General features: G+C 63.6%; 23 protein-coding genes. 11 read left to right on the top strand and 12 right to left on the bottom strand.

Translation table 11 applies throughout. The features are described 5' to 3' along the window. Positions 1–23 precede the first annotated feature (23 nt). The 5 genes from J7302_RS15375 to mnmC form a co-directional block, all read right to left on the bottom strand. Positions 24–1,217 (bottom strand): osmoprotectant NAGGN system M42 family peptidase, encoded by a 1,194-nt coding sequence (locus tag J7302_RS15375; RefSeq protein WP_215376383.1) that lies wholly within the window; start codon positions 1,215–1,217, stop codon positions 24–26. Positions 1,218–1,260: 43 nt separating this feature from the next. Further along, a complete protein-coding gene (gene ngg, locus J7302_RS15370) occupies positions 1,261–3,003 on the bottom strand; it encodes an N-acetylglutaminylglutamine synthetase (protein WP_215376380.1) in 1,743 nt (580 codons plus the stop codon). Between the two features lie 10 nt (positions 3,004–3,013). Next, positions 3,014–4,783 (bottom strand): N-acetylglutaminylglutamine amidotransferase, encoded by a 1,770-nt coding sequence (locus J7302_RS15365; RefSeq protein WP_215376376.1) that lies wholly within the window; start codon positions 4,781–4,783, stop codon positions 3,014–3,016. Positions 4,784–4,942: 159 nt separating this feature from the next. Beyond that, positions 4,943–5,698 carry a sulfite exporter TauE/SafE family protein gene (locus tag J7302_RS15360; RefSeq protein ID WP_215376372.1) on the bottom strand — a complete coding sequence of 252 codons (756 nt, stop codon included), beginning with the start codon at positions 5,696–5,698 and terminating at the stop codon, positions 4,943–4,945. Beyond that, positions 5,695–7,662, bottom strand: a complete 1,968-nt coding sequence (mnmC, locus tag J7302_RS15355; protein ID WP_215376369.1) for a bifunctional tRNA (5-methylaminomethyl-2-thiouridine)(34)-methyltransferase MnmD/FAD-dependent 5-carboxymethylaminomethyl-2-thiouridine(34) oxidoreductase MnmC — start codon at positions 7,660–7,662, stop codon at positions 5,695–5,697. Before mnmC ends, J7302_RS15360 begins: the two co-directional genes overlap by 4 nt. A gap of 155 nt (positions 7,663–7,817) precedes the next feature. Here mnmC and pap point away from each other — a divergent pair, with 155 nt between their 5' ends. Together pap and J7302_RS15345 are read left to right on the top strand one after the other, a co-directional pair. Next, entirely contained in the window at positions 7,818–9,305 is a 1,488-nt protein-coding gene (gene pap / locus J7302_RS15350) for a polyphosphate:AMP phosphotransferase (protein WP_215376366.1), read from the top strand. A 104-nt stretch (positions 9,306–9,409) separates the two neighbouring features. Further along, positions 9,410–10,594, top strand: a complete 1,185-nt coding sequence (locus tag J7302_RS15345; RefSeq protein ID WP_215376363.1) for a thiolase family protein — start codon at positions 9,410–9,412, stop codon at positions 10,592–10,594. Between the two features lie 471 nt (positions 10,595–11,065). Here the strand turns inward: J7302_RS15345 and J7302_RS15340 are convergent, their stop codons facing one another. Continuing rightward, complete coding sequence (locus tag J7302_RS15340) at positions 11,066–11,275, bottom strand: DUF6316 family protein (RefSeq protein ID WP_215376360.1); 210 nt, start codon at positions 11,273–11,275, stop codon at positions 11,066–11,068. A gap of 200 nt (positions 11,276–11,475) precedes the next feature. On the opposite strand from J7302_RS15340, the gene J7302_RS15335 reads away from it, so the two are divergent. After that, positions 11,476–12,444, top strand: coding sequence for a DMT family transporter (locus J7302_RS15335; RefSeq protein WP_215376357.1), 969 nt, complete (start codon positions 11,476–11,478; stop codon positions 12,442–12,444). 287 nt (positions 12,445–12,731) lie between these two features. On the opposite strand, the gene J7302_RS15330 is transcribed toward J7302_RS15335, so the two are convergent. The 3 genes from J7302_RS15330 to J7302_RS15320 all read right to left on the bottom strand — a co-directional run bounded on the left by J7302_RS15330 (position 12,732) and on the right by J7302_RS15320 (position 15,829). After that, a complete protein-coding gene (locus tag J7302_RS15330) occupies positions 12,732–13,355 on the bottom strand; it encodes an NAD(P)H-dependent oxidoreductase (protein ID WP_215376354.1) in 624 nt (207 codons plus the stop codon). Then, positions 13,348–14,742: a class II fumarate hydratase gene (locus tag J7302_RS15325; protein ID WP_215376350.1), complete on the bottom strand. Its 1,395-nt coding sequence runs from the start codon at positions 14,740–14,742 to the stop codon at positions 13,348–13,350. Before J7302_RS15325 ends, J7302_RS15330 begins: the two co-directional genes overlap by 8 nt. Positions 14,743–14,815: 73 nt before the next feature. Then, positions 14,816–15,829 (bottom strand): DUF2804 domain-containing protein, encoded by a 1,014-nt coding sequence (locus J7302_RS15320; RefSeq protein WP_215376347.1) that lies wholly within the window; start codon positions 15,827–15,829, stop codon positions 14,816–14,818. Between the two features lie 286 nt (positions 15,830–16,115). Between J7302_RS15320 and J7302_RS15315 the strand changes: the two genes are divergently transcribed. The 5 genes from J7302_RS15315 to J7302_RS15295 all read left to right on the top strand — a co-directional run bounded on the left by J7302_RS15315 (position 16,116) and on the right by J7302_RS15295 (position 20,496). After that, on the top strand, positions 16,116–16,625 hold the full coding sequence (locus tag J7302_RS15315; protein ID WP_215376344.1) for a DUF2059 domain-containing protein: 510 nt from the start codon (positions 16,116–16,118) through the stop codon (positions 16,623–16,625). Between the two features lie 13 nt (positions 16,626–16,638). After that, positions 16,639–16,944, top strand: coding sequence for a BolA family protein (locus tag J7302_RS15310; protein WP_215376341.1), 306 nt, complete (start codon positions 16,639–16,641; stop codon positions 16,942–16,944). 204 nt (positions 16,945–17,148) lie between these two features. Continuing rightward, a complete protein-coding gene (gene trhO / locus J7302_RS15305) occupies positions 17,149–18,084 on the top strand; it encodes an oxygen-dependent tRNA uridine(34) hydroxylase TrhO (RefSeq protein WP_215376338.1) in 936 nt (311 codons plus the stop codon). A gap of 29 nt (positions 18,085–18,113) precedes the next feature. Continuing rightward, complete coding sequence (locus J7302_RS15300) at positions 18,114–18,725, top strand: DsbA family protein (RefSeq protein ID WP_394359094.1); 612 nt, start codon at positions 18,114–18,116, stop codon at positions 18,723–18,725. Further along, positions 18,718–20,496, top strand: a complete 1,779-nt coding sequence (locus tag J7302_RS15295; RefSeq protein ID WP_215376335.1) for an ABC transporter ATP-binding protein — start codon at positions 18,718–18,720, stop codon at positions 20,494–20,496. Before J7302_RS15300 ends, J7302_RS15295 begins: the two co-directional genes overlap by 8 nt. A gap of 19 nt (positions 20,497–20,515) precedes the next feature. Here J7302_RS15295 and J7302_RS15290 read toward each other — a convergent pair whose 3' ends face one another. Both J7302_RS15290 and J7302_RS26855 read right to left on the bottom strand, forming a co-directional pair. Beyond that, positions 20,516–21,400, bottom strand: coding sequence for a class I SAM-dependent methyltransferase (locus J7302_RS15290; protein ID WP_215376332.1), 885 nt, complete (start codon positions 21,398–21,400; stop codon positions 20,516–20,518). A 126-nt stretch (positions 21,401–21,526) separates the two neighbouring features. Further along, positions 21,527–21,652, bottom strand: coding sequence for a hypothetical protein (locus J7302_RS26855; RefSeq protein WP_285899551.1), 126 nt, complete (start codon positions 21,650–21,652; stop codon positions 21,527–21,529). A gap of 466 nt (positions 21,653–22,118) precedes the next feature. Here J7302_RS26855 and J7302_RS26550 point away from each other — a divergent pair, with 466 nt between their 5' ends. The 3 genes from J7302_RS26550 (at position 22,119) to J7302_RS15280 (ending at position 24,476) form a co-directional block, all read left to right on the top strand. After that, on the top strand, positions 22,119–22,247 hold the full coding sequence (locus J7302_RS26550; RefSeq protein WP_394359096.1) for a hypothetical protein: 129 nt from the start codon (positions 22,119–22,121) through the stop codon (positions 22,245–22,247). Positions 22,248–22,310: 63 nt separating this feature from the next. Next, positions 22,311–22,976: a maleylacetoacetate isomerase gene (maiA, locus tag J7302_RS15285; protein ID WP_215376328.1), complete on the top strand. Its 666-nt coding sequence runs from the start codon at positions 22,311–22,313 to the stop codon at positions 22,974–22,976. An 84-nt stretch (positions 22,977–23,060) separates the two neighbouring features. After that, a complete protein-coding gene (locus J7302_RS15280; protein WP_215376325.1) occupies positions 23,061–24,476 on the top strand; it encodes an amino acid permease in 1,416 nt (471 codons plus the stop codon). Positions 24,477–24,560: 84 nt separating this feature from the next. Here J7302_RS15280 and J7302_RS15275 read toward each other — a convergent pair whose 3' ends face one another. Continuing rightward, positions 24,561–25,604, bottom strand: a complete 1,044-nt coding sequence (locus tag J7302_RS15275) for a metal-dependent hydrolase (RefSeq protein WP_215376322.1) — start codon at positions 25,602–25,604, stop codon at positions 24,561–24,563. Between the last annotated feature and the right edge of the window lie 120 nt (positions 25,605–25,724).

The following is a 25,724-nucleotide window of genomic DNA, read 5'->3' as shown; positions in this document are numbered from 1 at the left end:
TTTGCCTGCCGCCGCGTCGCCCATCAAGCGCTGCTGTCTCCTTTGCCAACCAGACTTTCCACGGTCGGGACGCGGGTTTCGCTCTCCATCTGGGCGTCGTGCTCCAATTGGTGGCTGAAGGCTTCGAGCGATTGCTGGCGGCTGAGGGCGTCGGAGTCGAACACCGGGGGGCTCAGCAGATAGGCGCCGAGCAGGCGCGCCAGAGCCTCCAGGCTGTCTAGGTGGGTGCGTTCGTAGCCGTGGGTGGCGTCGCAGCCGAAGGCGAGCAGGGCGGTGCGGATGTCATGGCCGGCGGCCACCGCCGATTGCGCATCGCTGTGGTAGTAGCGGAACAGGTCCCGGCGCAGGGAAATCGCGTGTTCCTCGCCCAGGCGCAACAAGTGGCGTGAGAGGTGGAAGTCGTACGGGCCGCCGGAGTCCTGCATGGCGACGCTGACGGCATGCTCGCTGGAGTGTTGGCCTGGGGCGACCGGGGCGATGTCGATGCTGACGAACTCGCTGACGTCCCAAGGCAATGCGGCTGCCGCACCGGAGCCGATTTCTTCGGTGATGGTGAAGAGTGGGTGGCAGTCGATGGGCGGCTCCAGCCCCGCCTCGACAATCGCCTTGAGCGCCGTGAGCAAAGCGGCGGCGCCTGCCTTGTCATCAAGGTGGCGTGCGCTGATATGGCCACTTTCAGTGAATTCGGGCAGTGGGTCGAAGGCGACAAAATCGCCAATCGCCACCCCCAGGGTTTCGCAGTCGGCGCGAGTGGTGCTGTAGGCATCGAGCCGCAGCTCTATGTGGTCCCAGCTGATGGGCAGACTGTCGACGGCCGTATTGAAGGCGTGCCCGGAGGCCATCAGCGGTAACACGCTGCCGCGCAGGACGCGGCTGTCGCAGAACACGCTGACGCGGCTGCCCTCGGCGAAGCGGCTGGACCAGCAGCCGACCGGAGCGAGGCCCAGGCGTCCGTTGTCCTTGATCTCGCGGATGATGGCGCCAATGGTGTCCAGATGCGCGGATACGGCACGGTCCGGGCTGTTCTGGCGACCCTTGAGGGTGGCGCGGATCGTGCCGCGCCGGGTCAGCTCATAGGGGATACCGATCTCATCCAGGCGCTCGGCGACATAGCGCACGATGGTGTCGGTGAAGCCTGTGGGGCTGGGTATGGCGAGCATTTCCAGCAGCACTCGCTGCAGGTAGGTGAGGTCGGGCTCGGGGATGCGGGTAGTCATGGCGTCTCCTTGCGCTCAGCAGCGCCTGCGTTCTCCTCCGGTCTCAGGAAGGCGTCCGACTGAGCGGGAACAACAGATCGATGAAGCGCTCGGCGGTAGGCTGCGGCTGGTGATTGGCCAGGCCAACGCGCTCGTTGGCTTCGATCACCATGTAGTCGGGTTGGTCGGCGGCGGGCACCAGCAGGTCCAGTCCTACCACCGGTATTTCCAGGGTGCGGGCGGCAAGGATCGACGCCTCCGCCAGGGCAGGATGCAGGCGGGCAGTGACGTCTTCCAGGGTTCCGCCGGTATGCAGGTTCGCAGTGCGCCGCACGGCCAGGCGGATGTCCGCGGGCAGCACGTCGTCGTAGCCGTAACCGGCCGCGCGCAAGGTGCGCTCGGTCTCGCCGTCCAGCGGGATGCGGCTTTCGCCGCCTGTGGCAGCCTGACGTCGACGACTTTGCCGTTCGATGAGCTCGTGCAAGGTTCGCTGGCCGTCGCCCACCACTTCAGCGGGGCGGCGAATCGCGGCGGCGACCACTTCGAAGCCAATCACCACGACCCGCAGGTCCAGTCCGTCGTGGCAGCTCTCCAGCAGCACCCGACTGTCGAAATGCCGGGCGTTGTCGATGGCTGCCCGTACCTCGTCGAGCGTGCGCAGGTCCACCGCCACGCCCTGGCCCTGTTCGCCATTCACCGGCTTGACCACCAGGCGGCGATGCTCGGCCAGGAAGGCGGCATTCGCCTTGTCGCTGCCCGCCAGTCGTTGCGTGGGCTGTCGCAGGCCCGCACGGGCCAGGGCCCGATGAGTCAGATGCTTGTCCTGGCAGAGCGTCATGCTCACTGCGCTGGTGAGGTCGGACAAGGACTCACGACAACGGATGCGGCGGCCGCCATGGCTGAGGCTGAACAGCCCACCCTCGGCATTATCCACCTGCACGTCGATGCCTCTGCGCAGCGCTTCATCGACGATGATGCGTGCATAAGGGTTGAGCTGCTCATCGGGCCCCGGGCCAATGAACAGCGGCTGGTTGATGCTGTTGCGGCACTTGACGGCGAAGGTGGCCAGCTCGCGAAAGCCAAGCTTGGCGTAAAGGGCCTTGGCTTCGTGATTGTCATGCAGCACGGACAGGTCGAGGTAACTCAGGCCTCGGCTAAGAAAGTGTTCGACCAGATGCCGCACCAGCGCTTCGCCGATGCCGGGCCGGCTGGACTGTGGATCGACCGCCAGGCACCAGAGGCTGGAGCCGCCGTCGGGGTCGGCAAAGGCCTTGGTGTGGTTGAGGCCCATGACGCTGCCGATGATCTGGTGATTGGCTTCGTCTTCGACCAGCCAGTACACCGGCCCGCCGAGGTGGCGCGGGGTGATGCAGGACGGGTTAACCGACAGCATGCCGCGGCAACGGTAGAGCTGGTTGATGGCGTGCCAATCGGCATTGCTTTGTGCGCGGCGGATACGAAAGCCACGAAAGCCTCGGTGCGCTGGCCGGTAGTCGGAGAACCAGAGTCGCAATGTGTCGGATGGGTCGAGGAAGAGTTGCTGTGGTGCCTGCGCCAGGACCTGCTGCGGCGCTGCCACGTAGAGCGCGATGTCACGTTCGCCGGTCCGTTCGGCCAGCAGCTCCTGCGCGAGGCTGGCGGGCGTCGAAAAGGTGTGGCCGAGCAGCAGGCGGCCCCAGCCGCAGTGCAGTACTTGCGGGGCGCGCTGCCCCGGTTGGTGCCCTTCGGCCAGACGCGCTTGCAAGCGTTGGTAGGTTGGTGGCTGGCCGCGGAGCAGGCGTTGGCTGTGCTGAATGTAAGCTTTCATGGGATTCCTCCTAGATGCCCTGCTGGTTGAGCCAGAGATGCAGCGCTGCCATTTGCCACAGTTTCGAACCGTGCAACGGCGTGATGTCCTCGGATGGGCTGGCCAGCAGGCGTTCGAGCATGGCTGGCTGGAACAGGCCGCGATCCTGGCTCGGGTCCAGCAGCAGTTCGCGCACCCAGCCGAGCGTCCGGCCTTGCAGGTGCTTGAGGCCGGGCACCGGGAAGTAACCTTTGGGGCGATCGATGACGGCGTGGGGGATCACCTGGCGAGCCGCAGCCTTGAGCACCTGCTTGCCGCCATCACCCAGTTTGAAGCGGGAGGGGATACGCGCGGACAGCTCCACCACCCGGTAATCGAGGAACGGCACGCGCGCCTCCAGGCCCCAGGCCATGGTCATGTTGTCGACGCGTTTCACCGGGTCCTCGACCAGCATCACGGTGCTGTCCAGGCGCAGGGCCTTGTCTACCGGATCGAGGGCTCCGGGGCGCTCGAAATGCTGGCGGACGAAGTCGCCTGCCAGGTCGTCGGTCAGCCAGGCGGGCTGCACGGTGGCCTGGTACTCGAGATGGCTGCGGTCAAAGAAGGCTGCGCGATAGCTGTTTAACGGATCGCAGGTGTCCACCAACGGCGGGTACCAGTGATAGCCGCCAAGGAGTTCGTCGGCGCCCTGGCCGCTCTGCACCACCTTGCAGTACCTGGAAACTTCGCGCGCCAGCAAATAGAAGGCGATGCAGTCATGGCTGACCATTGGCTCACTCATGGCGGCAAAGGCCTGGGGCAACTGCTCCAGAACCTCATGTTCGTCTATGCGCAGCTGTTGATGGCGGGTGCCGTAGTGGTGCGCGATGAGGTCGGAATATTCGAACTCATCACCGCGTTCGCCCCCGGCATCCGCAAAGCCGATGGAGAAGGTGGCGAGTTCCTCTACCCCAGCCTCGGCCAACAGACCCACCAGCAGGCTGGAGTCCACTCCGCCGGAAAGCAGCACTCCGACTTCTCGGGCTGCCCGCTGGCGCACTGCCACCGCGTCGCGCAGGCTGGCCAGGAGCAGGTCGCGCCAGTCCTCCAGGCCGAGGTCGTGCTCTGAGTCGCTGGGACCGTAATCGAGCTGCCACCAAGTGCCCTGACTGCTGTTGCCGTCGGCGTCGATTTGCAGCCAGCTTGCCGCCGGCAGCTTTTCGACACCCTTGACCAGGGTATGCGGGGCCGGCACTACAGAATGAAAGTTGAGGTAATAGTTGAGCGCCTGGGCATTCAGACTGGTGTCAATGTCACCGCCTTGCAGTAGCGCCGGCAGGCTGGAGGCAAAGCGCAGGCGCTGTCTGGTGCGCGAGAGGTAGAGCGGCTTGATGCCGAGGCGGTCGCGAGCGAGGAACAGACGTTGGCTGTCGCGCTCCCAGATGGCCAGGGCGAACATGCCGTTGAGCTTGGGCAGCATGTCTTTGCCCCACGCATGCCAGGCTTTGAGCAGAACTTCGGTATCGCCATCGGAATGGAAGCGATAGCCGAGCGCCAGCAGCTCCTTGCGTAGTTCGGGGTAGTTGTAGATAGCGCCGTTGAACACCATGGCCAACCCGTATTCCAGGTCCAGCATGGGCTGCCCTGAGGCTGCGGCCAGGTCCATGATCTTCAAGCGGCGATGGCCGAGGGCGATCGGGCCCTGGCTATGCAAACCCCAGGCATCGGGACCGCGAGGGGCGAGGTGGTGGGTGATTCGGTCGAGGGCGGCCAGGTCGGCCGGTTGTTTGTCGAAACGCAGTTCTCCAGAAATCCCGCACATAGTTCCTTACCGGTGTTGCCGTTGGGGAGGGCTTGGAGTCTGCGTCCTGGTCGCCGCACCCGCGCGTCGGGGAGGGACATGCTCAACAGGCTCCTAGGGGTCCGACCCCAGGAGCGTTTCATGAGTTTTATATCGATCTGTTATATGCCGTCAGTTGCCTCAGCTGATCAGCTTCTGTGCGGCCAGCGACAGGCTGACGGCCACCAGCATCAGGGCGAACAGACGTTGCAGGGTTTCGCCACCCAGCCGAACCGCGAGCTGGTTGCCGCCGAGCACCCCCAACGCTCCGCCAGCAGCCAGGCCGCCGAGCAGCAGCATCGGTGGCTGGGCACCACTGAGGTAGAGCAGGAAGCCGCCACCGGAAACCAATGCGATCACAGCCATCGAGGTGGCGGTGGCAGCGAGCATCCCGAGTGGAGTGAACCAGAGTAGCGCTGGCACGATGAGGAATCCTCCACCCACGCCCATCACCCCGGATAGCAGGCCGACGGCCAGTCCGATCGCCACCAGCGGTCTGCTGCGCAGTGCGCCGGATGCTCCCTGGGGTACGCCGGCGCCTCGCCACATGCGCCAGGCCGACCAGAGCACCAGCAGGCAGAAGCCGAGGATCAGGACGAACTCCGGGATGAAGCGTCCGAACCACTGGCCGGCGGCATTGCCGGGCAGGCCGCTCAGGGCCAGCAGCAGCACGGGGCGCCAGGCCACTTGGCCTTGAACGGCCCGCGGTATGGCACCGATAGCGGCGGAGAGCGCGACGGCGCCGAGGCTTACGCCGATGGCATCACGCAATGGCAGGTGCAGGCTGAGTAGCAGCGGCAGGGCCACCAGGGAGCCACCTGCACCGGTCAGGCCCAGCAACAGACCGAGCACAGTGCCGATGCCGAGGGCCTCGAGCAGCAACAGGTCAACGGTCATGCCTTCTGCCCGCGAATCAATTGGCGCAGGGCAAAACGGTTCGGGTGGCAGGCTTCGGCCACGCTGCGCGGCACGGGCAGCGGCTCGTTATCCAGCCAGGCCGCCAGCAACTCACCGGAGAGCGGCGCAGTGATCAGCCCGCGCGAGCCATGGCCGCTGTTGATGTAGAGGCCATCGAGCCAGGGAGCGGTGATGTCTGGCACTTGCCGGGCATCCTTGGCCAGCACCCCATAGGCCTTTGCGAAGGCAGCGCTATCGGCCAGGGGGCCGACGATGGGCAGGTAGTCCGGGCTGGTGCAGCGGAAGGCTGCACGCCCCTGGAGTGTTGCCGGATCGAGGCGTTCGGCTTGCAGGCGGCTGGTGAGGTCCAGGGATATCTCTTCCAGCAGTCGCAGGTTGCCTTGATGTTCGGCCACCGTCGGCTCCAGATCATCGCTGTGGAAGTCGAAGCTGGCGCCCAAGGTGTGTTCGCCACGGCGGGGCGGTGCGACGTAGCCCTCGGCACAGAGCACCGTGCGCAATCCGGCGCTCTGTGGCGTAGCCGGCAGGCGGCTGATCTGGCCACGAATGCGCTTGAGCTGAAGATCCACCGTCTGCGGAAAGCGCAGCACTTCGGCAGCCCCGGCCAACACCACCACGGGCGCGGTGGCGAGGCGTTGCCCATTGGCATAGGCGCACCAGAGACCGTCTTCGCGATGCAGCTCCAGGGCTTCGCAGTGGGGCCGCAGGCGGATGTTCGGATGGGCCGTCAGCAGGCGGCAGAGGGCAGGGGGGTGCACCCAGCCAGCCTCTGGGTAGTAGAGACCGCCAGCAGGCAACGCGACGCCCGCCAGGTCTTCGGCCTGCTGCTGGTCCAGGCTGTGCAGCAGCTGATGGGGGAAGGCGTCGGCCAACTTGGCCTGGCGCTTCGCTTCCTGCGCATCGAACGCCAATTGCAGGACGCCGCAACCCTGCCAATCCACGCCGTGTTCGAGGCGTTGCAGCAGACGACGGGTATGGCCGAAGCCGCTGACGATCAGCCGCGATAGGGGCGTGCCGTGGGCGGACAGCTTCAGGTAGAGCACACCTTGCGGGTTGCCGGAGGCCTCCTGGGCGATGGCTTCGTGGCGCTCCAGCAAGGTGATCTGCCAGCCCCGCGCGGCCAGGCTGGCGGCGCTGGCGCATCCGGCCAGGCCAGCGCCGATGACCAGCGCTTCACGCAGTGCCGGCTGATAGCGTGGCCGGGCATACCAGGGTTTGGCCTGGAGGGTGGCCTCACCTTCAAAGACGCCTTTGCTCATTTCCCATTTCTTGCCGAAGCCGGGGACGCGCTTGATCCGGAAACCCGCGTCTTTAAGCGCGCGCCTGACGAAACCGGCGCTGGTGAAGGTGGCGAGGGTGGTGCCGGGGTGTGACAGCCGGGCCAGTTGGGCAAACAGCTCGGTACTCCACATTTCCGGGTTCTTGGCCGGCGCGAAACCGTCAAGGAACCAGGCGTCTATGCGCGCGTCCAGTTCCGGCAGACAGTCCAGGGCATCGCCGACCATCAGGGTCAGCACTACACGACCGCCGTCGAACATCAGGCGCTGGAAGCCGGGATGGATCGCAATGTATTGCTCCAGCAATTGCTGGGTGAATGGTGCCAAGTCCGGCCAGAGTGCCAGGGCGCGCTCCAGGTCGGCGCGGGCTAGGGGGAACTTCTCCACGCTGACGAAGTGCAGCCGCGCACCAGCAGGGGCGGTCTGTTTGAAGAGCTGCCAGGCGCAGAGGAAATTGAGCCCGGTACCGAAGCCGGTTTCGCCGATGCAGAATTGGCTTTGCTGCGGCAGGGCGGCGAATGCTTCGGCCAGATCGTTACCGGCGAGGAAGACGTGGCGCGTCTCGTCGATGCCGGAGTCGGGGGAGAAATAGACGTCGTCGAACTCACGCGAGAGCGGCAGGCCTCGCTCATCCCAGTCAATGCGGGCATGGTGAAAATCGGGCATGGGGTATTCCGTGACGGCGAAGCGGGAATGGTAGCCGATTGGAGGGATTGGCTGGGCACTGCGAGATTCAGATCAATGTGTGCATCCCTGCGGTGGCGCACCAGACATCCCGTCGCGCTTCCGCTACCTTTTCTTCATTAGCCAAGGAGGTCTGCATGTTCGAATCCGCTGAAATCGGCCACTCCATTGACAAGGAAACCTATGAGAAGGCCGTGCTGGAGCTGCGCGAAGCCCTGCTGGATGCGCAGTTCGAGCTGAAGGAGCAGGCACGCTTTCCGGTGATCATCCTGATCAACGGTGTCGAGGGCGCTGGCAAAGGCGAAACGGTCAAGCTGCTCAACGAGTGGATGGACCCGCGCCTGATCCATGTCGAGAGCTTTCTGCTCCCCACCGACGAGGAGCTGGCGCGGCCGCCGCAGTGGCGGTTCTGGCGCAAATTGCCACCCAAGGGCACCACCGGGATCTTCTTCGGCAATTGGTACAGTCAGATGATCTACGCGCGGGTCGAAGGTGATATCAAGGACGCCCGATTGGACCAAGCCATCGGCGAGGTGGAAAGCTTCGAGCGCATGCTCTGCGACGAAGGAGCACTGATCTTCAAGTTCTGGTTCCACCTGTCCAAGAAGCACCTCAAGGAGCGCCTCAAGACGCTGGAGAAGGACCCGCAGCGCAGTTGGCAGATCAGCCCTCTGGACTGGAAACAGACCGAGGTATACGACCGTTTCGTGCGTTTCGGCGAGCGTGTGCTGCGCCGCACCAGTCGTGACTATGCACCGTGGTATGTGATCGAGGGCTATGACGAGAACTATCGCAGCCTGAGCGTTGGGCGGATCATCCTCGAGGGGCTGCAGGCCGCGCTTAAAGTGGCGGAGCGGCGCGCACCCCATCCTCACGCAGCGCCGCTGGTGGCCAGCCTCGACAATCGAAGCCTCCTGGCCAGCCTTGACCTGAGCCGCGCGCTGGACAAGGACGAATACAAGGAACAACTGGCCACCGAGCAAGCCCGGCTGTCCGGCCTGATGCGCGACAAACGCATGCGTGGCCACGCCTTGATGGCGGTGTTCGAGGGTAACGACGCTGCTGGCAAGGGTGGGGCGATCCGCCGGGTCACTGGCGCCCTGGACCCGCGGCAGTACCGCACGGTACCCATCGCCGCACCCACTGAAGAGGAGCGCGCGCAGCCCTATCTCTGGCGCTTCTGGCGCCATGTGCCGGCGCGGGGGCAGTTCACCATCTTCGATCGCTCCTGGTATGGCCGGGTGCTGGTGGAGCGGGTCGAGGGCTTCTGTTCACAGTCCGATTGGCTGCGCGCCTATGGCGAGATCAACGACTTCGAGGAGCAGCTGCACAACTACGGCATCGTGCTGGTGAAGTTCTGGTTGTCCATCGATCAGGAAACCCAGATGCAGCGCTTCAAGGAGCGCGAAGAAATCGCTTTCAAGCGTTACAAGATCACCGATGACGACTGGCGCAATCGCGACAAGTGGGACCACTACGCGGATGCCGTGGGCGACATGGTGGATCGTACCAGCACCGAGATCGCGCCCTGGACCCTGGTGGAGGCAAACGACAAGCGCTACGCCCGGGTGAAAGTGCTTCGCACCCTCAACGAGGCACTGGAGGCTGCATTCAAGAGCAAATGAGTGCGGGATGGCGGCGCATACGTCCAGTGAATGATCGTGGTGGATAAGTATTGGTAGGAACTATCCTCGCCTCACCTTCCATCCGAACAAGAACGAGGTGCGTCATGCGTGAAGTGGTGATAGTCGACAGCGTGCGAACTGGCCTGGCCAAATCCTTTCGCGGCAAGTTCAACATGACCCGGCCGGACGACATGGCCGCCCATTGCGTGAACGCCCTGCTTGCACGCAACGACCTGGACCCGGCGCTGGTGGATGACTGCGTGGTGGGCGCCGGCTCCAACGAAGGTGCTCAAGGCCACAATATCGGCCGCAACGTGGCGGTGCTGTCGGGCCTGGGCATCCAGGTCGCCGGCATGACTCTCAACCGCTACTGCTCCTCTGGCCTGCAGGCCATCGCCATCGCGGCGAACCAGATCGCCTCGGGTTGCAGCGATGTGATGGTGGCCGGTGGCGTCGAGTCCATCACCCTGACCCTCAAGAGCATCAATCAGGACAATTTCGTCAACCCGCTGCTCAAGGCCCAGCATCCAGGCATCTACTACCCCATGGGGCAGACCGCCGAGATTGTCGCTCGCCGCTACGGTGTCACCCGTGAGGCTCAGGACCTTTATGCCCTGCAAAGCCAGCTGCGCACGGCCCGTGCCCAAGCCGAGGGGCTGTTCGATGACGAGATCGTGCCGATGACGGTGAAGTACTTCGTCGAGGACAAGGCTACCGGCGAAAAGTCCGTAATGGACACCGTGGTGGATCGCGACGACTGCAACCGCGCGGACACGACCCTGGAAGGCCTGGCGTCCCTCAAGCCGGTCTTCTCCGAAGATGGCTCGGTGACTGCAGGCAACTCCTCGCAGCTGTCCGACGGCGCTTCGATGACGCTGCTGATGAGCCTGGACAAGGCCATCGAGCTCGGCCTCAAGCCAAAGGCTTTTTTCCGCGGCTTCACAGTGGCTGGCTGCGAGCCTGACGAGATGGGCATCGGCCCGGTGTTTTCCGTGCCCAAGCTACTGAAGGCGCGCGGTCTGTCGGTCGACGACATCGACCTCTGGGAGCTCAACGAGGCCTTTGCTTCGCAGTGCCTCTATGCGCGCGATCGCCTGGGTATCGATAACGAGAAGTACAACGTCAACGGCGGCTCTATCTCCATCGGCCATCCGTTCGGCATGACCGGCTCACGGCAGGTCGGCCATCTGGTGCGTGAGCTGCAACGCCGCGGCAAACGCTACGGTATCGTCACCATGTGCGTAGGTGGGGGCATGGGCGCTACCGGGTTGTTCGAGGCGGTGCGCTGAGTCGATCAGGTCAATCATCGAAGCCCGGCCTTGTGCCGTCATGCTGTTCACTTAGGCATTGGCGGCAGCGCATAGGAGGAGGGGCGTGATCGGCCTTCGGAGCAGTCTGCCACCTCGTAGCCCGATGAAGTCCGGGTGCAGCAGTTGGACTTTTCCCGGATTTCATCGGGCTACCAAGCTGAAGGCCCCGTAGGAGCGAGCTCTGCTCGCGAAGGAGGCGGGTTCGCGAGCAGAGCTCGCTCCTACGAGAGATACCTGCTTAGCAGAAATAACTTCGTGATGGTGTAAAGTCAAAAACGCCGCCCTCCTGCTGAAGGAAAAGCGGCGTTATTTCTTATGTGAACAGCATTACGGCCTTGTACCGGGCTTTGCAATTGACCCTGTTCGCGTGAGGGTGGCGTGTGCAATTGCTCACCGTTGGGCTCGCTGGTCGGCCGAAATCAACCCTGATGCGTTAATTCAGCCTGCCCCTTAACGCGCCCGCCCGGTGAGGATTGCCTGGGCCTGATGCATTCGGCCGATATAGCGCTGTACCGCCAGCTCGGCATCCACCCGCGTGAAGAAGGGGCCCTCGAGAGTGCCCTCGCGGGTTGCGAAGAAATACTGTCCATTCACTGAGCTGACCCGTTCGCTCCGGTAATGGGTGCCGATTGCTGCATCGGTTTCACGTTGAGCCAACATCGAAGCATCTCCTTTCAGAACCCATCTTTAGAGTCTAATCAGCGCCAACGCACCTGCATTGGCGGGCGACGGGCGGCCCGACTGGTACAGTTTCAACCCTCAAGCCCGCTGAACTGTTCCTGTGCCGCGCCTGCTGCGGGGCCTAGAATGTGTGCCCGCCCTGGAGGCATGGTGCCGACCGGGGCCCCGCTGAGGTGCGTATGCATATCTCCTCTGGCCGTTGGCTCTACGGCCTGTTCCTCGCCCTTGTGACTGCCGTGCTCTGGGGCGTCCTGCCGATCAAGTTGAAAACCGTTCTGCAGACCATGGACCCGGTCACGGTTACCTGGTACCGCCTGGTGGTGTCCGGCACCCTGCTGTTCCTCTTCCTGTCTGCGACGCGTCGCTTGCCGCCTTTGCGTCCACTCGGAGCGCGCGGCGGGTGGTTGCTTGCCCTGGCCATCGGCGGGTTGGTGGGCAACTATGTGTTCTACCTGATGGGGCTGAAAATGCTCAGTCCGGGAACGACTCAGCTGGTGATCCAGGTGGCGCCGATCCTGTTCCTGCTGAGCAGCCTGTTCTTCTTCAAGGAAAGCTTCAGCCTGGGGCAGGTGGTCGGGCTGCTGGTGACCGTTCTGGGTTTCGGATTGTTCTTCAACCAGCGCCTGGAGGAATTGTTCACCTCCATGACCCAGTACACCGTCGGCGTTCTGGTGATCCTGCTTTCGGCGTTCGTCTGGACCTTCTATGGCCTGGCGCAGAAGCAATTGTTGACGGTCTGGAGCTCGCCTCAGGTGATGATGGTGATCTACCTGGGATGCGCCGCACTGCTGACGCCGTGGGCTCACCCGCTGCAGTTGCTCCAGTTGAGCCCGCTGCAAGGTTGGCTGCTACTGGCCTGCTGCCTGAATACCCTGGTGGCCTACGGGGCCTTTGCTGAAGCGCTGGCGCACTGGGAGGCCTCAAGGGTCAGCGCTACGCTGGCGATCACCCCGCTGGTGACCTTTGCCTCCGTGGCCGCTGCTGCCTACCTGTGGCCGGACCATGTTCAGCCCGAGCTGGTCAATGGCATCGCCTACGGGGGCGCGATGCTGGTTGTACTCGGCTCGGCCCTGACGGCGCTGGCACCCTCCCTGATGAACAGTTGGCGGGCACGGCGGATTCAGGCAGCAGTCCTGCCGAGCGATTGAGACATGTGGGGCTCGGTCCTGATTCGCGAATGAATTCGCGCTCTGCGCCCCCGACAGGTTTCACCCTAGGACATACAAGCGAATTCAACAGCTCTGTCTGCACTCGCTGTGGCCAGGAATAGAGCGTCGAGCGAGGAGCCTCGCAGAAGCAAGGGGAACGCCGAGTGCTTGCTCGCGAAAAGCTCGCGATTCACGAGCAAGCTCGCTCCTACAGGGGGTCAGCCAGTTTCAACACTCAACTGGGACATAGCCAATTCATTCGCGAAAGGTTGCGTGAGGCTCGAGGCTCAGCAGCGAGTACCGAGGGTCTCGGCCTTGCGCAGCCAGGTCTGTCGCTGCTCTTCCGATGAGGGCCGTACAGGGGAGAATTCGGTAAGGCGGCGAGTCTTGATGCCGCAGAAACCGAGTATGGTGCGCACCATCTGCCGATGGGCCGGCGCCCCGTAGATCCAACGGAAGTACCAGGGTGGGGTATCCAGCGTCACCAGAAGGTCCGCCGTGCGGCCGCTCAGCAACTTGTCCCAGGCCTGGGATGACTGCCCGCGATAGCGGAAGGCGAAGCCGGGTAGGAACACTCGGTCGAAGAAACCCTTGAGCAGGGCAGGCAGGCCTCCCCACCAGACTGGATAAATGAACACCAGGTGCTCGGCCCAGTGGATCTGCCGCTGGGCTTCCAGCAGGTCCGGCTCGAGGTTCTGGCTCCGGTCATAGCCTTCGCGCAGGACCGGGTCGAACTCCAGCTCTCCCAGCTTGAGCATTCGTACCACATGGCCTTCGCTGCGTGCGCCCTGGGCATAGGCTTCGCTCAAGGCATGGCAGAGACTGCCGCCTTTGGGAGTGCCAAGGATCATCAGAATGCGCTTGCCATCGCCTTCCAGCGGGGTGGCGCCGTGTTTCGCTCCGTCAGCCATGGTGACCCGCCTCCAGCATGCTTTCCGGGCGTACCCAGGTGTCGAATTCTTCGGCGGTCAGGTAGCCCAGTTGCAGGGCTGCTTCGCGCAGCGTCGTGTTTTCGGCATAAGCCTTCTTGGCGATCTGCGCGGCCTTGTCGTAGCCAATGTGCGGGTTCAGTGCGGTGACCAGCATCAGGCCTCGTTCCAAATGCTCGGCCATGCGCCCGGCGTCGGGCTGCAATCCGGCCACGCAGTGCTGCTGGAAGTTGCGGCAGCCATCGGCCAACAGGCGGATGGACTGCAGGATGTTGTGCGCGATCACCGGTTTGAACACGTTCAGTTGCAGATGCCCCTGGCTCGCGGCGAAGCTTATGGTCGCGTCATTGCCGAGGACCTGGCAAACCAGCATCGAAAGGGCTTCGCACTGGGTCGGGTTGACCTTGCCGGGCATGATCGAACTGCCTGGCTCGTTGGCCGGCAGTTTCACCTCGGCGAAACCGGCGCGTGGGCCGGAGCCCAGCAGACGCAGGTCATTGGCGATTTTCATCAGGGCCACTGCAAGCGTCTTCAGGGCGCCGGATAAGGCGACCAACGGCTCATGGCCTGCCAGTGCGGCGAACTTGTTGGGTGCGGAAATGAAGTGAAAGCCGGTGAGTGCCGCCAGTTCCGCTGCCATGGCGGCTGCGAAGTCATGCGGGGCGTTCAGGCCGGTGCCGACAGCGGTCCCACCCTGGGCCAGTTCGAGCACCATGGGCAGGGTTGAGCGAATGGCTTTATCGGCGTAGTCGAGTTGGGCGACGAAGGCCGAAAGCTCCTGGCCGAAGGTAATAGGGGTCGCATCCATCATGTGGGTGCGACCGGTCTTCACCAGGTGGGCGTGCCGTACCGACTGCTCGGCGAGACCTCCGGAGAGTTCGCCGATGGCCGGCAGCAGGTCATGCTGGACCGCCCGGGCGACAGCGATGTGCATCGCGGTAGGGAAGCAGTCATTGGAGCTCTGCGCGAAATTCACGTGGTCATTGGGGTGCACCGGGGTTTTGCCGCCACGGCTACCGGTGGCCAGTTCGTTGGCGCGGCCGGCAATGACTTCGTTGACGTTCATGTTGCTCTGGGTGCCGCTGCCGGTCTGCCAGACCACCAGGGGGAACTGGCTGTCGTGTTTGCCGGCGAGCACTTCGTCGGCGGCTTGTTCGATCAGCCGGGCGACATTCGGCGGAAGGTCACCATCACGGCCGTTGACGCGCGCAGCGGCCTTCTTGATCAGCGCCAGCGAATGGATGATGGCGAGCGGCATACGCTCGGCACCAATGGCGAAGTTCTCCAGGGAGCGCTGGGTCTGGGCGCCCCAGTAGGCCTCGTCGGCGACTTCCACGGAACCCAGGCTGTCGGTTTCTGAGCGGCTCATGGCACGTTCTCCGGGTTATTGAATCCGCAGTTTAGGCCGTATCTCGAGCACTCGGTTCAATAGGCCGAGGCGATTACCAGCGCGCATGGGTCGCGCCTAGCCAGCCCTGGACGTTCGTGACCGGCACGCGCTCCCCCACCGGGCTACGCAGCACACCGTCGTAACGGCCGAACCACTGGCGTGTATCGGCGTAGATCGGGCCCAGGCGGGGGCGGGCATGGTGCAGGTGCAGAGGACTGAAAGTGAGCTCCACTCGCCGACAAGCGGTCTCGAGTCGCCAAGGGGCCAATGGCGAGAAGGTGTCCTGAATAATTTGCACTGGACGGTCCAGTTTGGACAGCTTGCCGCCGAACCACAGGGCGTTTTCCGTTAATCCGCTGGCGTCGGTCCAGCCTGATCCAAAGTTGCCAGCGATACCACCTGGGCCGGCGAACGCGGCGCGGGTCCAATGGCTCTTGAAGGGCCAGATGCCACGACCGAAATCCAGAGCAGCGAAGCTCTGGCCAGGTGCGCAGTCATAGTGGCTATCGCCCAGCTGCACGCCGCCGCTTGCTGGCAAGCCCAGTTGCCGGCTGCAGGCATGGAAGCCTTTCCCTGCCAGCGGGGCGACCAGGTTGACCGAGTCCAGATGTGCAGGGCGCTGCACGTCCAGCGCCACTTGCAGCGGCTGGCCGCCGATAGACGGTGCTGCGACGGTCAGACGGAGGCGGCCCGGGTGTTCTTCCACGTTGATGTGCAGCCGTGGATGCTGGAATTCATGGCTTTCCAGGGGTAAATCAGGCAATGAACAGCCACGGGCGAAGGCGCGCAGCTGGGTGTGGGCTACGGATCTGCCGCTGTTGAGGTCGAGGAAATAGGCGGCGCCATAACCAATGAAGTCGAGATCGGCCAGGGTCAGCGACAACATCCAATGCGGAGTCGTGACGCACCAGTGGTTCCAGCGCTTGCGACGGCCGAAATGCCCAGGGATGGCGCAGTTGAGCCTGGGGCGGCTGGACCAGCCGATGGCGGCCGGGTCGAGCTCGCCTTGAGCGTCACACAAGTTGTTGAGCCCGGAAGCATTCAGGGCCGAAATAGGGCTATTCATCAGGCACGTCCATGTGTGTGCTGGGGTGGCGCTGTGCGATCCAGGCTACAAAGGCTTAGGAAGCCGCGCCAATGAGCTGCGGTTGATGCCGAATGAACGCAAGCATGCCCACGGCGCGAAATCATGAGCAAGTGATGGCACTTTGGCAATCATTCAGTGGTGTCTGGTCGCGCACATTTTCGCCGGGATGATGTCTGAACCTGGCGGCTTGAGCCTGGTAACGGCTTGAGCGCAGAATGACCGACTTCCGGGCACAACCCCAGCCCTGTCCAGACAAGGAAACCCGATGACCAAGTTCCGCGTACTCTGCACTGCCGTCCTGCTGGCTTGCGCCAGCGGCCAGGTCCTGGCCGACGCTGCTAGCCACGCTGCCAATGCCGAGCGCTTCCTGAAGCTTGCCCATGCGGACAAGCTGACGGTGCCCGTATACGCCCAGGTCCAGCAAATGTTCGCCCAGCGCTTCGAGCAGACCAAGGCGCCTGCTGCGAAGAAGGCCACCCTCGAGAGTTACCAGGCCAAGGCCAATGCTGCCCTGGACAAGGCCGTCGGTTGGGACAAGCTGAGGCCGGATCTGGTGAAGCTCTACACCAGCAACTTCAGCGAGAGCGAGCTCAAGGACCTGATCGCCTTTTACGAATCGCCGCTGGGCAAGAAGGTGCTGGAGAAGATGCCCGCGCTCACCCAGCAATCTGCCCAGCTCACCCAGAGCCGCCTGGAGAGTGCCGTGCCCGAGGTCAACAAGCTGCTCAGCGACATGACCGGCGAGCTGGCCCCCCAGGATAAGAAAAAGCCCTGAGTGGAGAAGCAGCATGTCCATGCGTGATCGCATCCTGGTCGCCCTGCAAGCGCTCGAACCCCAGCACCTTGACGTGCTGGACGAAAGCCATATGCACAGCCGTGGCCTGGAAACCCACTACAAGGCGGTGATCGTCAGCCCACGGTTCGAAGGACTCCGCGTCGTCAAGCGCCACCAGGCGGTCTACGCCGCCATGGGCGAGCTGATGGGGCAGATCCATGCCCTGGCCCTGCATACCTACACGCCCGATGAGTGGGTGGAGCAGGGCGCGGCACCGGACTCGCCGACGTGCAAGGGCGGCAGTAAGCACGACCATTGAAATCTGCTCCAGGATCCGCTGGCCGCAGCTCGCGAGATCCTGAGACAGGTTTGCGGGTGCCCGTTGGGCACCTGAGACCTTTTCATGCAGCCAGCAGGCTGCGGCTTTTTGGTAGACTTCGCACCGCGCCGGCCAAGCCGGCGCAGTCGTTTCTATCACCCCGGTCCGCCCCTTACGCGGGCGACCACTGGAGGAAATACCCGCATGACCCAGATCGTTGTTGCGGCGCTATACAAGTTCGTCTCTCTGAAGGACTACGTTGCGCTGCGCGAACCCCTGCTCAAGACCCTCACCGACAACGGCATCAAAGGCACGTTGCTGCTGGCCGAAGAGGGCATCAACGGCACTGTTTCCGGCACCCGCGAAGGCATAGACGCGTTGCTCGCCTGGCTCAAGGCCGATCCGCGCCTGGCGGACCTGGACCACAAGGAGTCCTACTGCACCGAGCAACCCTTCTATCGCACCAAGGTCAAGCTGAAGAAGGAAATCGTCACCCTCGGCGTACCGGGTGTTGACCCCAACCAGCAGGTCGGCACCTATGTCGAGCCGAAGGACTGGAACGCCCTGATCAGCGACCCCGAGGTGCTGCTGATCGATACCCGCAACGACTACGAAGTGGCCATCGGCACTTTCGAAGGGGCGGTCGATCCCAGAACCAAATCCTTCCGCGAGTTCCCGGACTACATCAAGGCCCATTACGACCCGGCCAAGCACAAGAAGGTCGCCATGTTCTGCACGGGCGGCATCCGCTGCGAAAAGGCGTCCAGCTACATGCTGAACGAAGGCTTCGAGGAGGTTTTCCACCTCAAGGGCGGGATCCTCAAGTACATGGAAGAAGTGCCCCAGGAGGAAACCCTCTGGCGTGGTGACTGTTTTGTTTTCGACAATCGGGTCACTGTGCGCCACGATCTTTCTGAAGGGGATTACGACCAGTGCCATGCTTGCCGTAACCCGATTTCGGTCGAGGATCGCCAATCGCCGCATTACGCACCGGGGATCAGCTGCCCGCACTGCTGGGACAGCCTGAGTGAGAAGACCCGTGCCAGTGCTCGAGAGCGGCAGAAGCAGATCGAGCTCGCCAAGGCGCGCAACTTGCCTCACCCGATCGGCCGCGACCCCCGCCAAGCAACGGAGATGTAAGCGTGTCCAAGGCTCGCCTGCTGTACGTGATGGATCCGATGTGCTCCTGGTGCTGGGGTTTTGCTCCGGTCGCCGAGGCCCTCGCCACGCGAGCCAAGGCCGCCGGTGTGCCACTGCACCTGGTGGCGGGCGGCCTGCGAGCCGGCCATGGTTCGGCCCTGGATATGAATACCCGGCGCTATATCCTCGAGCATTGGCAGGCCGTGCATCAGGCCACTGGCCAGCCCTTCCGTTTCGAGGGTGCCCTGCCTGACGGCTTCGTCTATGACACCGAGCCGGCCTGCCGGGCACTGGTCGCGGTTCGGGGTCTCGATCCCGCAGCCGTGTGGCCCTTGGTGCGCCGCATCCAGCATGCTTTTTATGCCGAGGGGCGCGACGTGACCCAGGCCTCCACCCTGGTTGAACTGGCCGAGCAGGTGGGCATTCCACGCATCGAGTTCGCCGAGGCCTTCGATGCGGCTGCCACCCGTGAGGCCACCGCGGCGGATTTCACCTGGGTCCAGGACCTGGGCATTGCCGGTTTCCCGACGTTGCTGGCCGAGCGCAATGGCCAGTTGGCGCTGCTGACCAACGGCTATCAGCCTCTGGACGAGCTTGCCCCCTTGCTGGAGCGCTGGCTGGAGCGAGGTCTCCATGCCTGATCGCTTGAGCTGGGCGGAGGTCCGCCGTCTGGCCCTGCGCCACAAGAAGGCCCTTTGGCTGGCCAACCTGGCGGCCGTGCTGGCTACGCTCTGCAGCGTGCCGATCCCGCTACTGCTACCGCTGCTGGTAGATGAAGTGCTGCTCGAGCGGGGTGATGCCGCTCTGCGTTTCATGGATAACTTTCTGCCCCTTGCCTGGGAGAATGCCACCGGCTACATCGGCCTGATGCTGCTGACGACCCTGGTGCTGCGTGGCATGGCCCTGGTGTTCAACGTCCTGCAGGCCCGCCTGTTCGCGCAATTGGCCAAGGACATCGTCTACCGCATCCGCATCCGCCTGATCGATAGGCTGAAACGTATCTCCCTGGGCGAATACGAGAGCCTGGGGAGCGGTACCGTCACCGCCCACCTGGTGACGGACCTGGATACCCTCGACAAGTTCGTCGGTGAGACCCTAAGTCGTTTCCTGGTGGCGGTGCTCACGCTGACCGGCACAGCGGCGATCCTGGTCTGGATGCATTGGCAACTGGCGCTGCTGATCCTGCTGTTCAACCCGCTGGTGATCTACGCCACGGTGCAGCTCGGCAAGCGTGTCAAGCACCTGAAGAAGCTGGAGAACGACAGCACCGCTCGCTTTACCCAGGCATTGACGGAAACCCTTGAGGCGATCCAGGAGGTGCGCGCCAGCAATCGCCAGGGCTTCTTCTTCGGTCGGCTTGGCCAGCGTGCCCAGGAAGTCCGCGACTATGCCGTGGCCTCGCAGTGGAAAAGCGACGCGTCAGCCCGCACCAGTGGCCTGCTGTTCCAGTTCGGTATCGATTTCTTCCGCGCCGCGGCGATGCTGACGGTGCTGTTCTCCGATCTCTCGATCGGCCAGATGCTCGCGGTGTTCAGCTACCTCTGGTTCATGATCGGCCCGGTTGAGCAGCTCTTGGGCCTGCAGTACTCCTATTACGCTGCCGGCGCGGCCCTGGGGCGTATCAACGAATTGCTGGCGCGGGCCGACGAGCCGCAATACGTCCCCGCGCTGGACCCGTTCAAAGGGCGCGACACCGTCGGTATCGAGGTCAGCGGCCTGCGCTTCGCGTACTCCGATGAGCCGGTGCTCGACGGACTCGACCTGTCCATCGCCCCGGGCGAAAAGGTGGCCATCGTCGGCGCCAGCGGTGGTGGCAAGAGCACGTTGGTGCAGCTGTTGCTCGGCCTCTACCGGGCCCAGGCGGGCAGCATTCGCTTCGGCGGCTGCCGGCTGGAGGAAATCGGCCTGTCCCAGGTACGGGACAATGTCGCGGTGGTGCTGCAGCATCCCGCCCTGTTCAATGACAGCGTCCGCGCCAACCTGACCATGGGCCGCGAACGCGGTGATCAGGCCTGCTGGCGGGCCTTGGAAATCGCCCAATTGGCCGACACCATCCGGGCCTTGCCGCAAGGGTTGGAGACTGTCGTCGGCCGTTCCGGTGTGCGCCTTTCGGGTGGCCAGCGCCAGCGTCTGGCGATTGCCAGGATGGTGCTCGCCGAGCCCAAGGTGGTGATCCTCGACGAAGCCACTTCAGCCCTGGACGCCGCCACCGAGTACGCCTTGCACCAGGCCCTTGGCACCTTCCTCAATGGCCGCACCACGCTGATCATCGCCCACCGGCTGTCGGCGGTTAAGCAGGCCGACCGCGTGCTGGTATTCGACGGTGGGCATATCGCCGAAGACGGTGATCACCAGCAGTTGATCGCCGTGGGCGGGCTTTACGCCAAGCTTTACGGCCACCTGCAGAACTGAGTGGCCGGGGTGCTCCGGTTTATCCGTAGCGCACGGCCTCCAGAAAGACGACGCGCTGGCCGACGTCATGGAATACCCGTGCCGAAGCAATCTCGTTGCAGTCGATACCGTCCAGCAGTCCGAGCATGCGTGAGTCCTGTCGGTAGTGTGGGTGCCAGTCCAGCAGACCCTCCAGGAAACCGATTGCGGAAATGCCCGGGCGCATGTTGCCCAGCAGCAGGCGGCCTCCCGGCTTCACCGCATGGAACAGGCGCTGCGCCAGGCGTTCGCAGGTGCGGTCGTCCAGCAGTTCGCAAAGCCCGGCGGAATACACCAGGTCGAATCCATCGAACTCGAACTGCCCGGCCAGCAGCTGTTCCAGAGTGCCCTGCAAGGTCGTGACTCCCAGCGCTCCATAGCTGCGTCGAACGGTCGCCAGGCAGGTTTCATCGTCGTCGAAGACGCACATTTCAGCGAACTGACCATGTCGCAGGGCGCGGGAAAGCTCCACTTCGCGGAAGTGTCCGCCGGCAATGCACAGCACGCGCGCCTGTTTGCCGGGCTGGGCGCAGGTATCGTCCAGCGCTCGCGCAATGATTCTGCGGCGGCAGCGTAGTGCCCGGGCGGCCGGTTCAGCCAAGCGTTTTTCTGCCTCGCGGTTACAGAACACCAGGCGGCCATCATCACTGAGCAGCGACACCGGGGTCTGGTGGCGGTCGAGCCGCAGGTCGCGCTTGGCCACTTCCAGTTCCAGGTTCTCGAACCGCTTGGACATCCGTGCAGCCCTGAGCAGGTGCGGGCTGAGGCGCATCAGCAGGTCTCGGTGGCGACTTTCCGGCAAGGCTGCACCGACGGCCGTGAGCAATGACAGGTAGACGCCTGAGTCAGTCTCCTCATGGAGCTTGATGCAGGAAATGTGGTGCATGCCGTAGGGGATGTGGAATTCCTGGTAGTAGAGGTCGCGGCAGATGCGCTGTGGTCCCAGGTCTTCCAGATCGTGATACCAGCTGCCAACCGGTCGCGGGACCAGCTTCTCCTTGGCCGGATCGAACTAGTGGTAGTAGCTGTTGTAGGCCTCCACGCTGGCCGGGTCGCACAGGTGGATCGAGGTGACCTGTGGGTGATTTTCCCGCTGGTCGAGGAACAGGAGCGCGCCTTGTTGATGCCCGCTGCTCATGACCAGGCGGTCGAGCAGGGGCGCCAGGTGTCAGGGTCGAGCACGCACTCGTAGCACAGGTTGACGAGTTCATCGTACAGGCGGTTGTCATCCATTCTTGGCATTGCCCGCGGTCCCTTCGGCTGTCGCTCGATACGGTGTAATGGCGTGTCGCCTTCATCTGGCACGGCGCAACCCATCCTGCAAATCACCGTTGGTCGGGGTGCGCGTGGGTGACCGCTGTTCCGTCTGGAAGCCTGGTTAGACGGCTTGTAAATAATTCATTACGAAGCCAGGGCATTTTGCAGGGGGCATCAATGAATATTTTTCGTTGTAAGGAAAACTTGCCGATTCTCGTGGTTGCGAGCGTTCGCCTGTGCTTCGAGCCGCTTGTTCAAGCACCTGGCAGAGAGTGTGATTGGGTCATCCAGGGCGTTACCGCTGCACAGGCAGCGAGCCGCACAGAAGAATAAGACGAGGAGGCCGGATGTACGCCGTGACCCTGATCGAGCAAACCAACCCGATGGGTAGCGACGCCTTGGCGTTCATCGAATTCACCTCCCCTGATGCCGAAGGCATTCCGCAACCGCACCGTGGCATGATCCAGGTCGTCTGATCCCTGAAAACCAAGCCTCGCTGCCCTGCGTTCAAATGCTCGGCAACGGCTGTTGGAGCCCGCATGAATACTGAACTGACCCTCTACGGCTACTGGCGTTCGAGTGCCGCTTACCGCGTCCGTATTGCTCTCAATCTCAAGGGCCTGGTCTACCGCCAGGTCGCGGTGCACCTGGTCAAGGACGGTGGCCAGCAGCACCAGCCGGCCTATCGCGAACTGAATCCCCAGGGGCTCGTGCCTCTGCTGCTCGATGGTGGCAATGCCGGGGGAGAGGTGCGCATCGCCCAGTCCCTGGCGATCCTCGAATACCTGGAGGAGGTCTTCCCGGTGCCGTCCCTGCTGCCCGCCGACCCGGCGCATCGCGCCCAGGTGCGGTCGCTGGCCCAACACATCGCATGCGACATCCACCCGTTGAACAACCTGCGCGTACTCCAGTACCTCACCGGTGAGCTGGGCGTGTCGGACGAGGCCAAGGACACTTGGTACCGCCATTGGGTCGAGACCGGCCTGGCGGCAGTCGAGCGAGGCCTGGAGGTATTCGGCGGCAAGCTTTCCCTGGGCACGCGGCCGGGCTATCTGGAGGCCTGCCTGATTCCTCAGTTGTATAACGCGCGGCGCTTCAACTGTGACTTGTCGGGCTATCCGCGCATCCTCGATATCGCTGCACGCTGCGAAACCCTCGAAGCGTTCAGGAATGCCGCTCCGGAGGTGCAGCCAGACGCGCAGTAAGAGGTCTACCTGCCTTGCAAACGTCTACCGGGCCACAAGCTCGGTGGATTCAATCCCGTCACGACAACAACAAAAGGTGACGCAATGAGTGATCTGCAACACTCAGGCGAGCTGAAACGCGGCCTGAAGAATCGCCACATCCAATTGATCGCCCTTGGCGGCGCCATCGGCACCGGCCTGTTTCTGGGCTCGGCCGGGGTGCTGAAGTCTGCCGGGCCGTCGATGATCCTCGGCTACGCCATCTGCGGCTTCATCGCGTTCCTGATCATGCGCCAGCTCGGCGAGATGATCGTCGAAGAACCGGTAGCCGGCTCCTTCAGCCATTTCGCGCACAAGTACTGGGGCGGCTTCGCCGGCTTCCTGTCCGGCTGGAACTGCTGGGTGCTCTACACCCTGGTCGGCATGTCCGAGCTGACCGCAGTCGGCAAGTACATCCACTTCTGGTGGCCTGAGGTACCGACCTGGGCGACTGCTGCGGTGTTCTTCCTGGTGGTCAACGCCATCAACCTGGCCAACGTGAAGCTGTTCGGCGAGGCCGAATTCTGGTTCGCCATGATCAAGGTGGTGGCCATCGTCGGCATGATCGTCCTCGGCTGCTGGCTGCTGTTCAGCGGCTCGGGTGGTGAGCAGGCTGCGGTCAGCAACCTCTGGGCCCACGGCGGCTTCTTCCCCAACGGCGTGAGCGGCCTGGTGATGGCGATGGCCTTCATCATGTTCTCCTTCGGCGGCCTGGAAATGCTCGGTTTCACCGCTGCCGAGGCCGACAAGCCGAAGCAGGTGATCCCGAAGGCGATCAACCAGGTGATCTACCGCATCCTGATCTTCTATGTCGGCGCGTTGGTCGTACTGCTGTCGCTGAGCCCCTGGGATGCGCTGCTGCAGTCCATCAACAGTGCCGGTGATCCCTACAGCGGCAGCCCCTTCGTGAAGATCTTCGCGCTGATCGGCAGCGACACCGCAGCCCACCTGCTGAACTTCGTAGTCCTCACCGCCGCGCTGTCCGTCTACAACAGCGGCACCTACTGCAACGGTCGCATGCTGCTGGGCCTGGCCGAACAGGGCGACGCCCCGCGTTCCCTGGCCAAGGTGGACAAACGTGGCGTGCCGGTACGTGCGCTGGTGGTCTCCGCGCTGGTGACCTTCCTCGCCGTGGTGGTGAACTATGTGATCCCGCACAACGCGCTGGAACTGCTGATGTCCTTGGTCGTCGCAGCCCTGGTGATCAACTGGGCGATGATCAGCTACTCGCACCTGAAGTTCCGCAAGCGCATGGATCGCGACGGTGTGCGCACCGGCTTCCGCGCGTTCTGGTTCCCTGCGGCGAACTACCTGTGCCTGGCCTTCGTGGCCTTCATTCTCGTGATCATGCTGATGATCCCGGGCATCCAGGTATCCGTGTATGCGATTCCGGTGTGGCTGCTGGTGATGTGGGGCTGCTACCGCCTCAAGCTGTCCAGCAAGGCCCAGGCTGGCAAGGTCGCCGGCTACGAGGTCGGCTGATTGACAGGGGCGAGGTGCCTGGCGCCTCGCCCTTGTTTCCTCTGTGAGTGACTCCTTCTTACTGCCTGCATCCTTGCGGATGCATCAAGGCTTCTTCTGCAAACCATTTGCCCAGGCAATCAACGGTACGGGCTGATCCTCGCGCCAAATGCGTTGCCACAGCACTTGCAGACGAGACAGGTCGCCCCGGTCCGTCGGCCAGCGCCGGGCCGCTGGCACCAGCTGCCAGCGGCCGCCCTGTTGCTCGGCCAGGACGAAGCGGAAGGGGTGGAAGCCGGTCATGCCCAAGCGCAGGTCGGTGACCACCAGCGCCGGGCCGATCTGGTCGTATCGCAGGATGCCGTGGGTGAACCAGACCAGCCGTTGGTGCTGGGGCGAGTCGCGCAGGTGGCGGGCGAGGGTGGTGCCGCGTGGTATGCGTTCCAGTCTGGGAGGGGCAGTATCCAGCCAGCTTACCAGCGCTTCATGGTAGTCCTCGCCATCCAGCACGATCACCCGCCAGAGCAGCGAATTGAAGGGCGTCGGTGTGCTGAATATCGCTTGGGCGCGGATGCCTTGACGGTCCAGGACCTGCTCGACGCGCTGTTCGGCCATCCATTTGCCGCCAAGGGTGGAAGCCAGGTAGAGGCTCGACAGGATCAACGCAATCACCGGCAGCCGCGCCGTGCTCTCCTTGAGGCCGCCGACCAGTCCGGCGACCACCGCGATCAGCAAGGGGACGGTGTAGAGAGGGTCGATGATGAAGATGCTCGACCAGGCCACTGGCGGCATCTCCAGCGGCCAGAACAACTGGGTGCCGTAGCTGGTGAAGGCGTCAAGCAGTGGGTGGGTGGCCAGTACCAGCCAGAGTGCCAGGAACAGCCGGCGTGTCGTGTAGCCTGGGTGTGGGCGGAAGCGTCGTATCAGCCAGGTGAGCACAGCGGCCAGGGCGGTGAGGACGAACAGCGAGTGGCTGAACCCCCTGTGGTAGGTCATCTGGGCCACCGCATCGCCGTAGTCGATCACCACGTCCAGGTCTGGCAGTGTGCCGAGCACGGCGCCATAAAGCAGTGCCTGGCGCCCCTGCCAGCGCCCCAGCAGTGCGCCCTGGATGCTGGCGCCGAGCACCGCCTGGGTTATCGAGTCCATCACTGCCCCTCTTTGCCGATCAGTGGATTACGTTAATCCCGATTGCAGGGTGCTGGCTTCGGGAATATCGAACCAAAGATTTCAAGGAGCATGAGCCGCGCCAAAGCGACGCCCGGCGGC

The sequence above is a fragment of the Metapseudomonas boanensis genome (assembly GCF_018704125.1).
Lineage (GTDB): Bacteria > Pseudomonadota > Gammaproteobacteria > Pseudomonadales > Pseudomonadaceae > Metapseudomonas > Metapseudomonas boanensis.
The sequence above is the reverse complement of the archived record's forward strand: the minus strand, read 5'-3'. Positions and strand labels throughout refer to the sequence as shown.

What these genes read in the sequence shown, in the direction of transcription:
- J7302_RS15320 (WP_215376347.1), bottom strand. Translation starts at nt 15,829, where the DNA reads ATGAATAGCCCTATTTCGGCCCTGAATGCTTCCGGGCTCAACAACTTG.
- J7302_RS15375 (WP_215376383.1), bottom strand. Translation starts at nt 1,217, where the DNA reads ATGACTACCCGCATCCCCGAGCCCGACCTCACCTACCTGCAGCGAGTG.
- J7302_RS15345 (WP_215376363.1), top strand. Translation starts at nt 9,410, where the DNA reads ATGCGTGAAGTGGTGATAGTCGACAGCGTGCGAACTGGCCTGGCCAAA.
- J7302_RS15290 (WP_215376332.1), bottom strand. Translation starts at nt 21,400, where the DNA reads ATGCACCACATTTCCTGCATCAAGCTCCATGAGGAGACTGACTCAGGC.
- J7302_RS26855 (WP_285899551.1), bottom strand. Translation starts at nt 21,652, where the DNA reads ATGAGCAGCGGGCATCAACAAGGCGCGCTCCTGTTCCTCGACCAGCGG.
- J7302_RS15365 (WP_215376376.1), bottom strand. Translation starts at nt 4,783, where the DNA reads ATGTGCGGGATTTCTGGAGAACTGCGTTTCGACAAACAACCGGCCGAC.
- maiA (WP_215376328.1), top strand. Translation starts at nt 22,311, where the DNA reads ATGAATACTGAACTGACCCTCTACGGCTACTGGCGTTCGAGTGCCGCT.
- J7302_RS15325 (WP_215376350.1), bottom strand. Translation starts at nt 14,742, where the DNA reads ATGAGCCGCTCAGAAACCGACAGCCTGGGTTCCGTGGAAGTCGCCGAC.
- J7302_RS26550 (WP_394359096.1), top strand. Translation starts at nt 22,119, where the DNA reads ATGTACGCCGTGACCCTGATCGAGCAAACCAACCCGATGGGTAGCGAC.
- ngg (WP_215376380.1), bottom strand. Translation starts at nt 3,003, where the DNA reads ATGAAAGCTTACATTCAGCACAGCCAACGCCTGCTCCGCGGCCAGCCA.
- J7302_RS15275 (WP_215376322.1), bottom strand. Translation starts at nt 25,604, where the DNA reads ATGGACTCGATAACCCAGGCGGTGCTCGGCGCCAGCATCCAGGGCGCA.
- J7302_RS15360 (WP_215376372.1), bottom strand. Translation starts at nt 5,698, where the DNA reads ATGACCGTTGACCTGTTGCTGCTCGAGGCCCTCGGCATCGGCACTGTG.
- mnmC (WP_215376369.1), bottom strand. Translation starts at nt 7,662, where the DNA reads ATGCCCGATTTTCACCATGCCCGCATTGACTGGGATGAGCGAGGCCTG.
- J7302_RS15340 (WP_215376360.1), bottom strand. Translation starts at nt 11,275, where the DNA reads ATGTTGGCTCAACGTGAAACCGATGCAGCAATCGGCACCCATTACCGG.
- J7302_RS15295 (WP_215376335.1), top strand. Translation starts at nt 18,718, where the DNA reads ATGCCTGATCGCTTGAGCTGGGCGGAGGTCCGCCGTCTGGCCCTGCGC.
- trhO (WP_215376338.1), top strand. Translation starts at nt 17,149, where the DNA reads ATGACCCAGATCGTTGTTGCGGCGCTATACAAGTTCGTCTCTCTGAAG.
- J7302_RS15335 (WP_215376357.1), top strand. Translation starts at nt 11,476, where the DNA reads ATGCATATCTCCTCTGGCCGTTGGCTCTACGGCCTGTTCCTCGCCCTT.
- J7302_RS15310 (WP_215376341.1), top strand. Translation starts at nt 16,639, where the DNA reads ATGTCCATGCGTGATCGCATCCTGGTCGCCCTGCAAGCGCTCGAACCC.
- J7302_RS15330 (WP_215376354.1), bottom strand. Translation starts at nt 13,355, where the DNA reads ATGGCTGACGGAGCGAAACACGGCGCCACCCCGCTGGAAGGCGATGGC.
- J7302_RS15315 (WP_215376344.1), top strand. Translation starts at nt 16,116, where the DNA reads ATGACCAAGTTCCGCGTACTCTGCACTGCCGTCCTGCTGGCTTGCGCC.
- J7302_RS15300 (WP_394359094.1), top strand. Translation starts at nt 18,114, where the DNA reads ATGGATCCGATGTGCTCCTGGTGCTGGGGTTTTGCTCCGGTCGCCGAG.
- pap (WP_215376366.1), top strand. Translation starts at nt 7,818, where the DNA reads ATGTTCGAATCCGCTGAAATCGGCCACTCCATTGACAAGGAAACCTAT.
- J7302_RS15280 (WP_215376325.1), top strand. Translation starts at nt 23,061, where the DNA reads ATGAGTGATCTGCAACACTCAGGCGAGCTGAAACGCGGCCTGAAGAAT.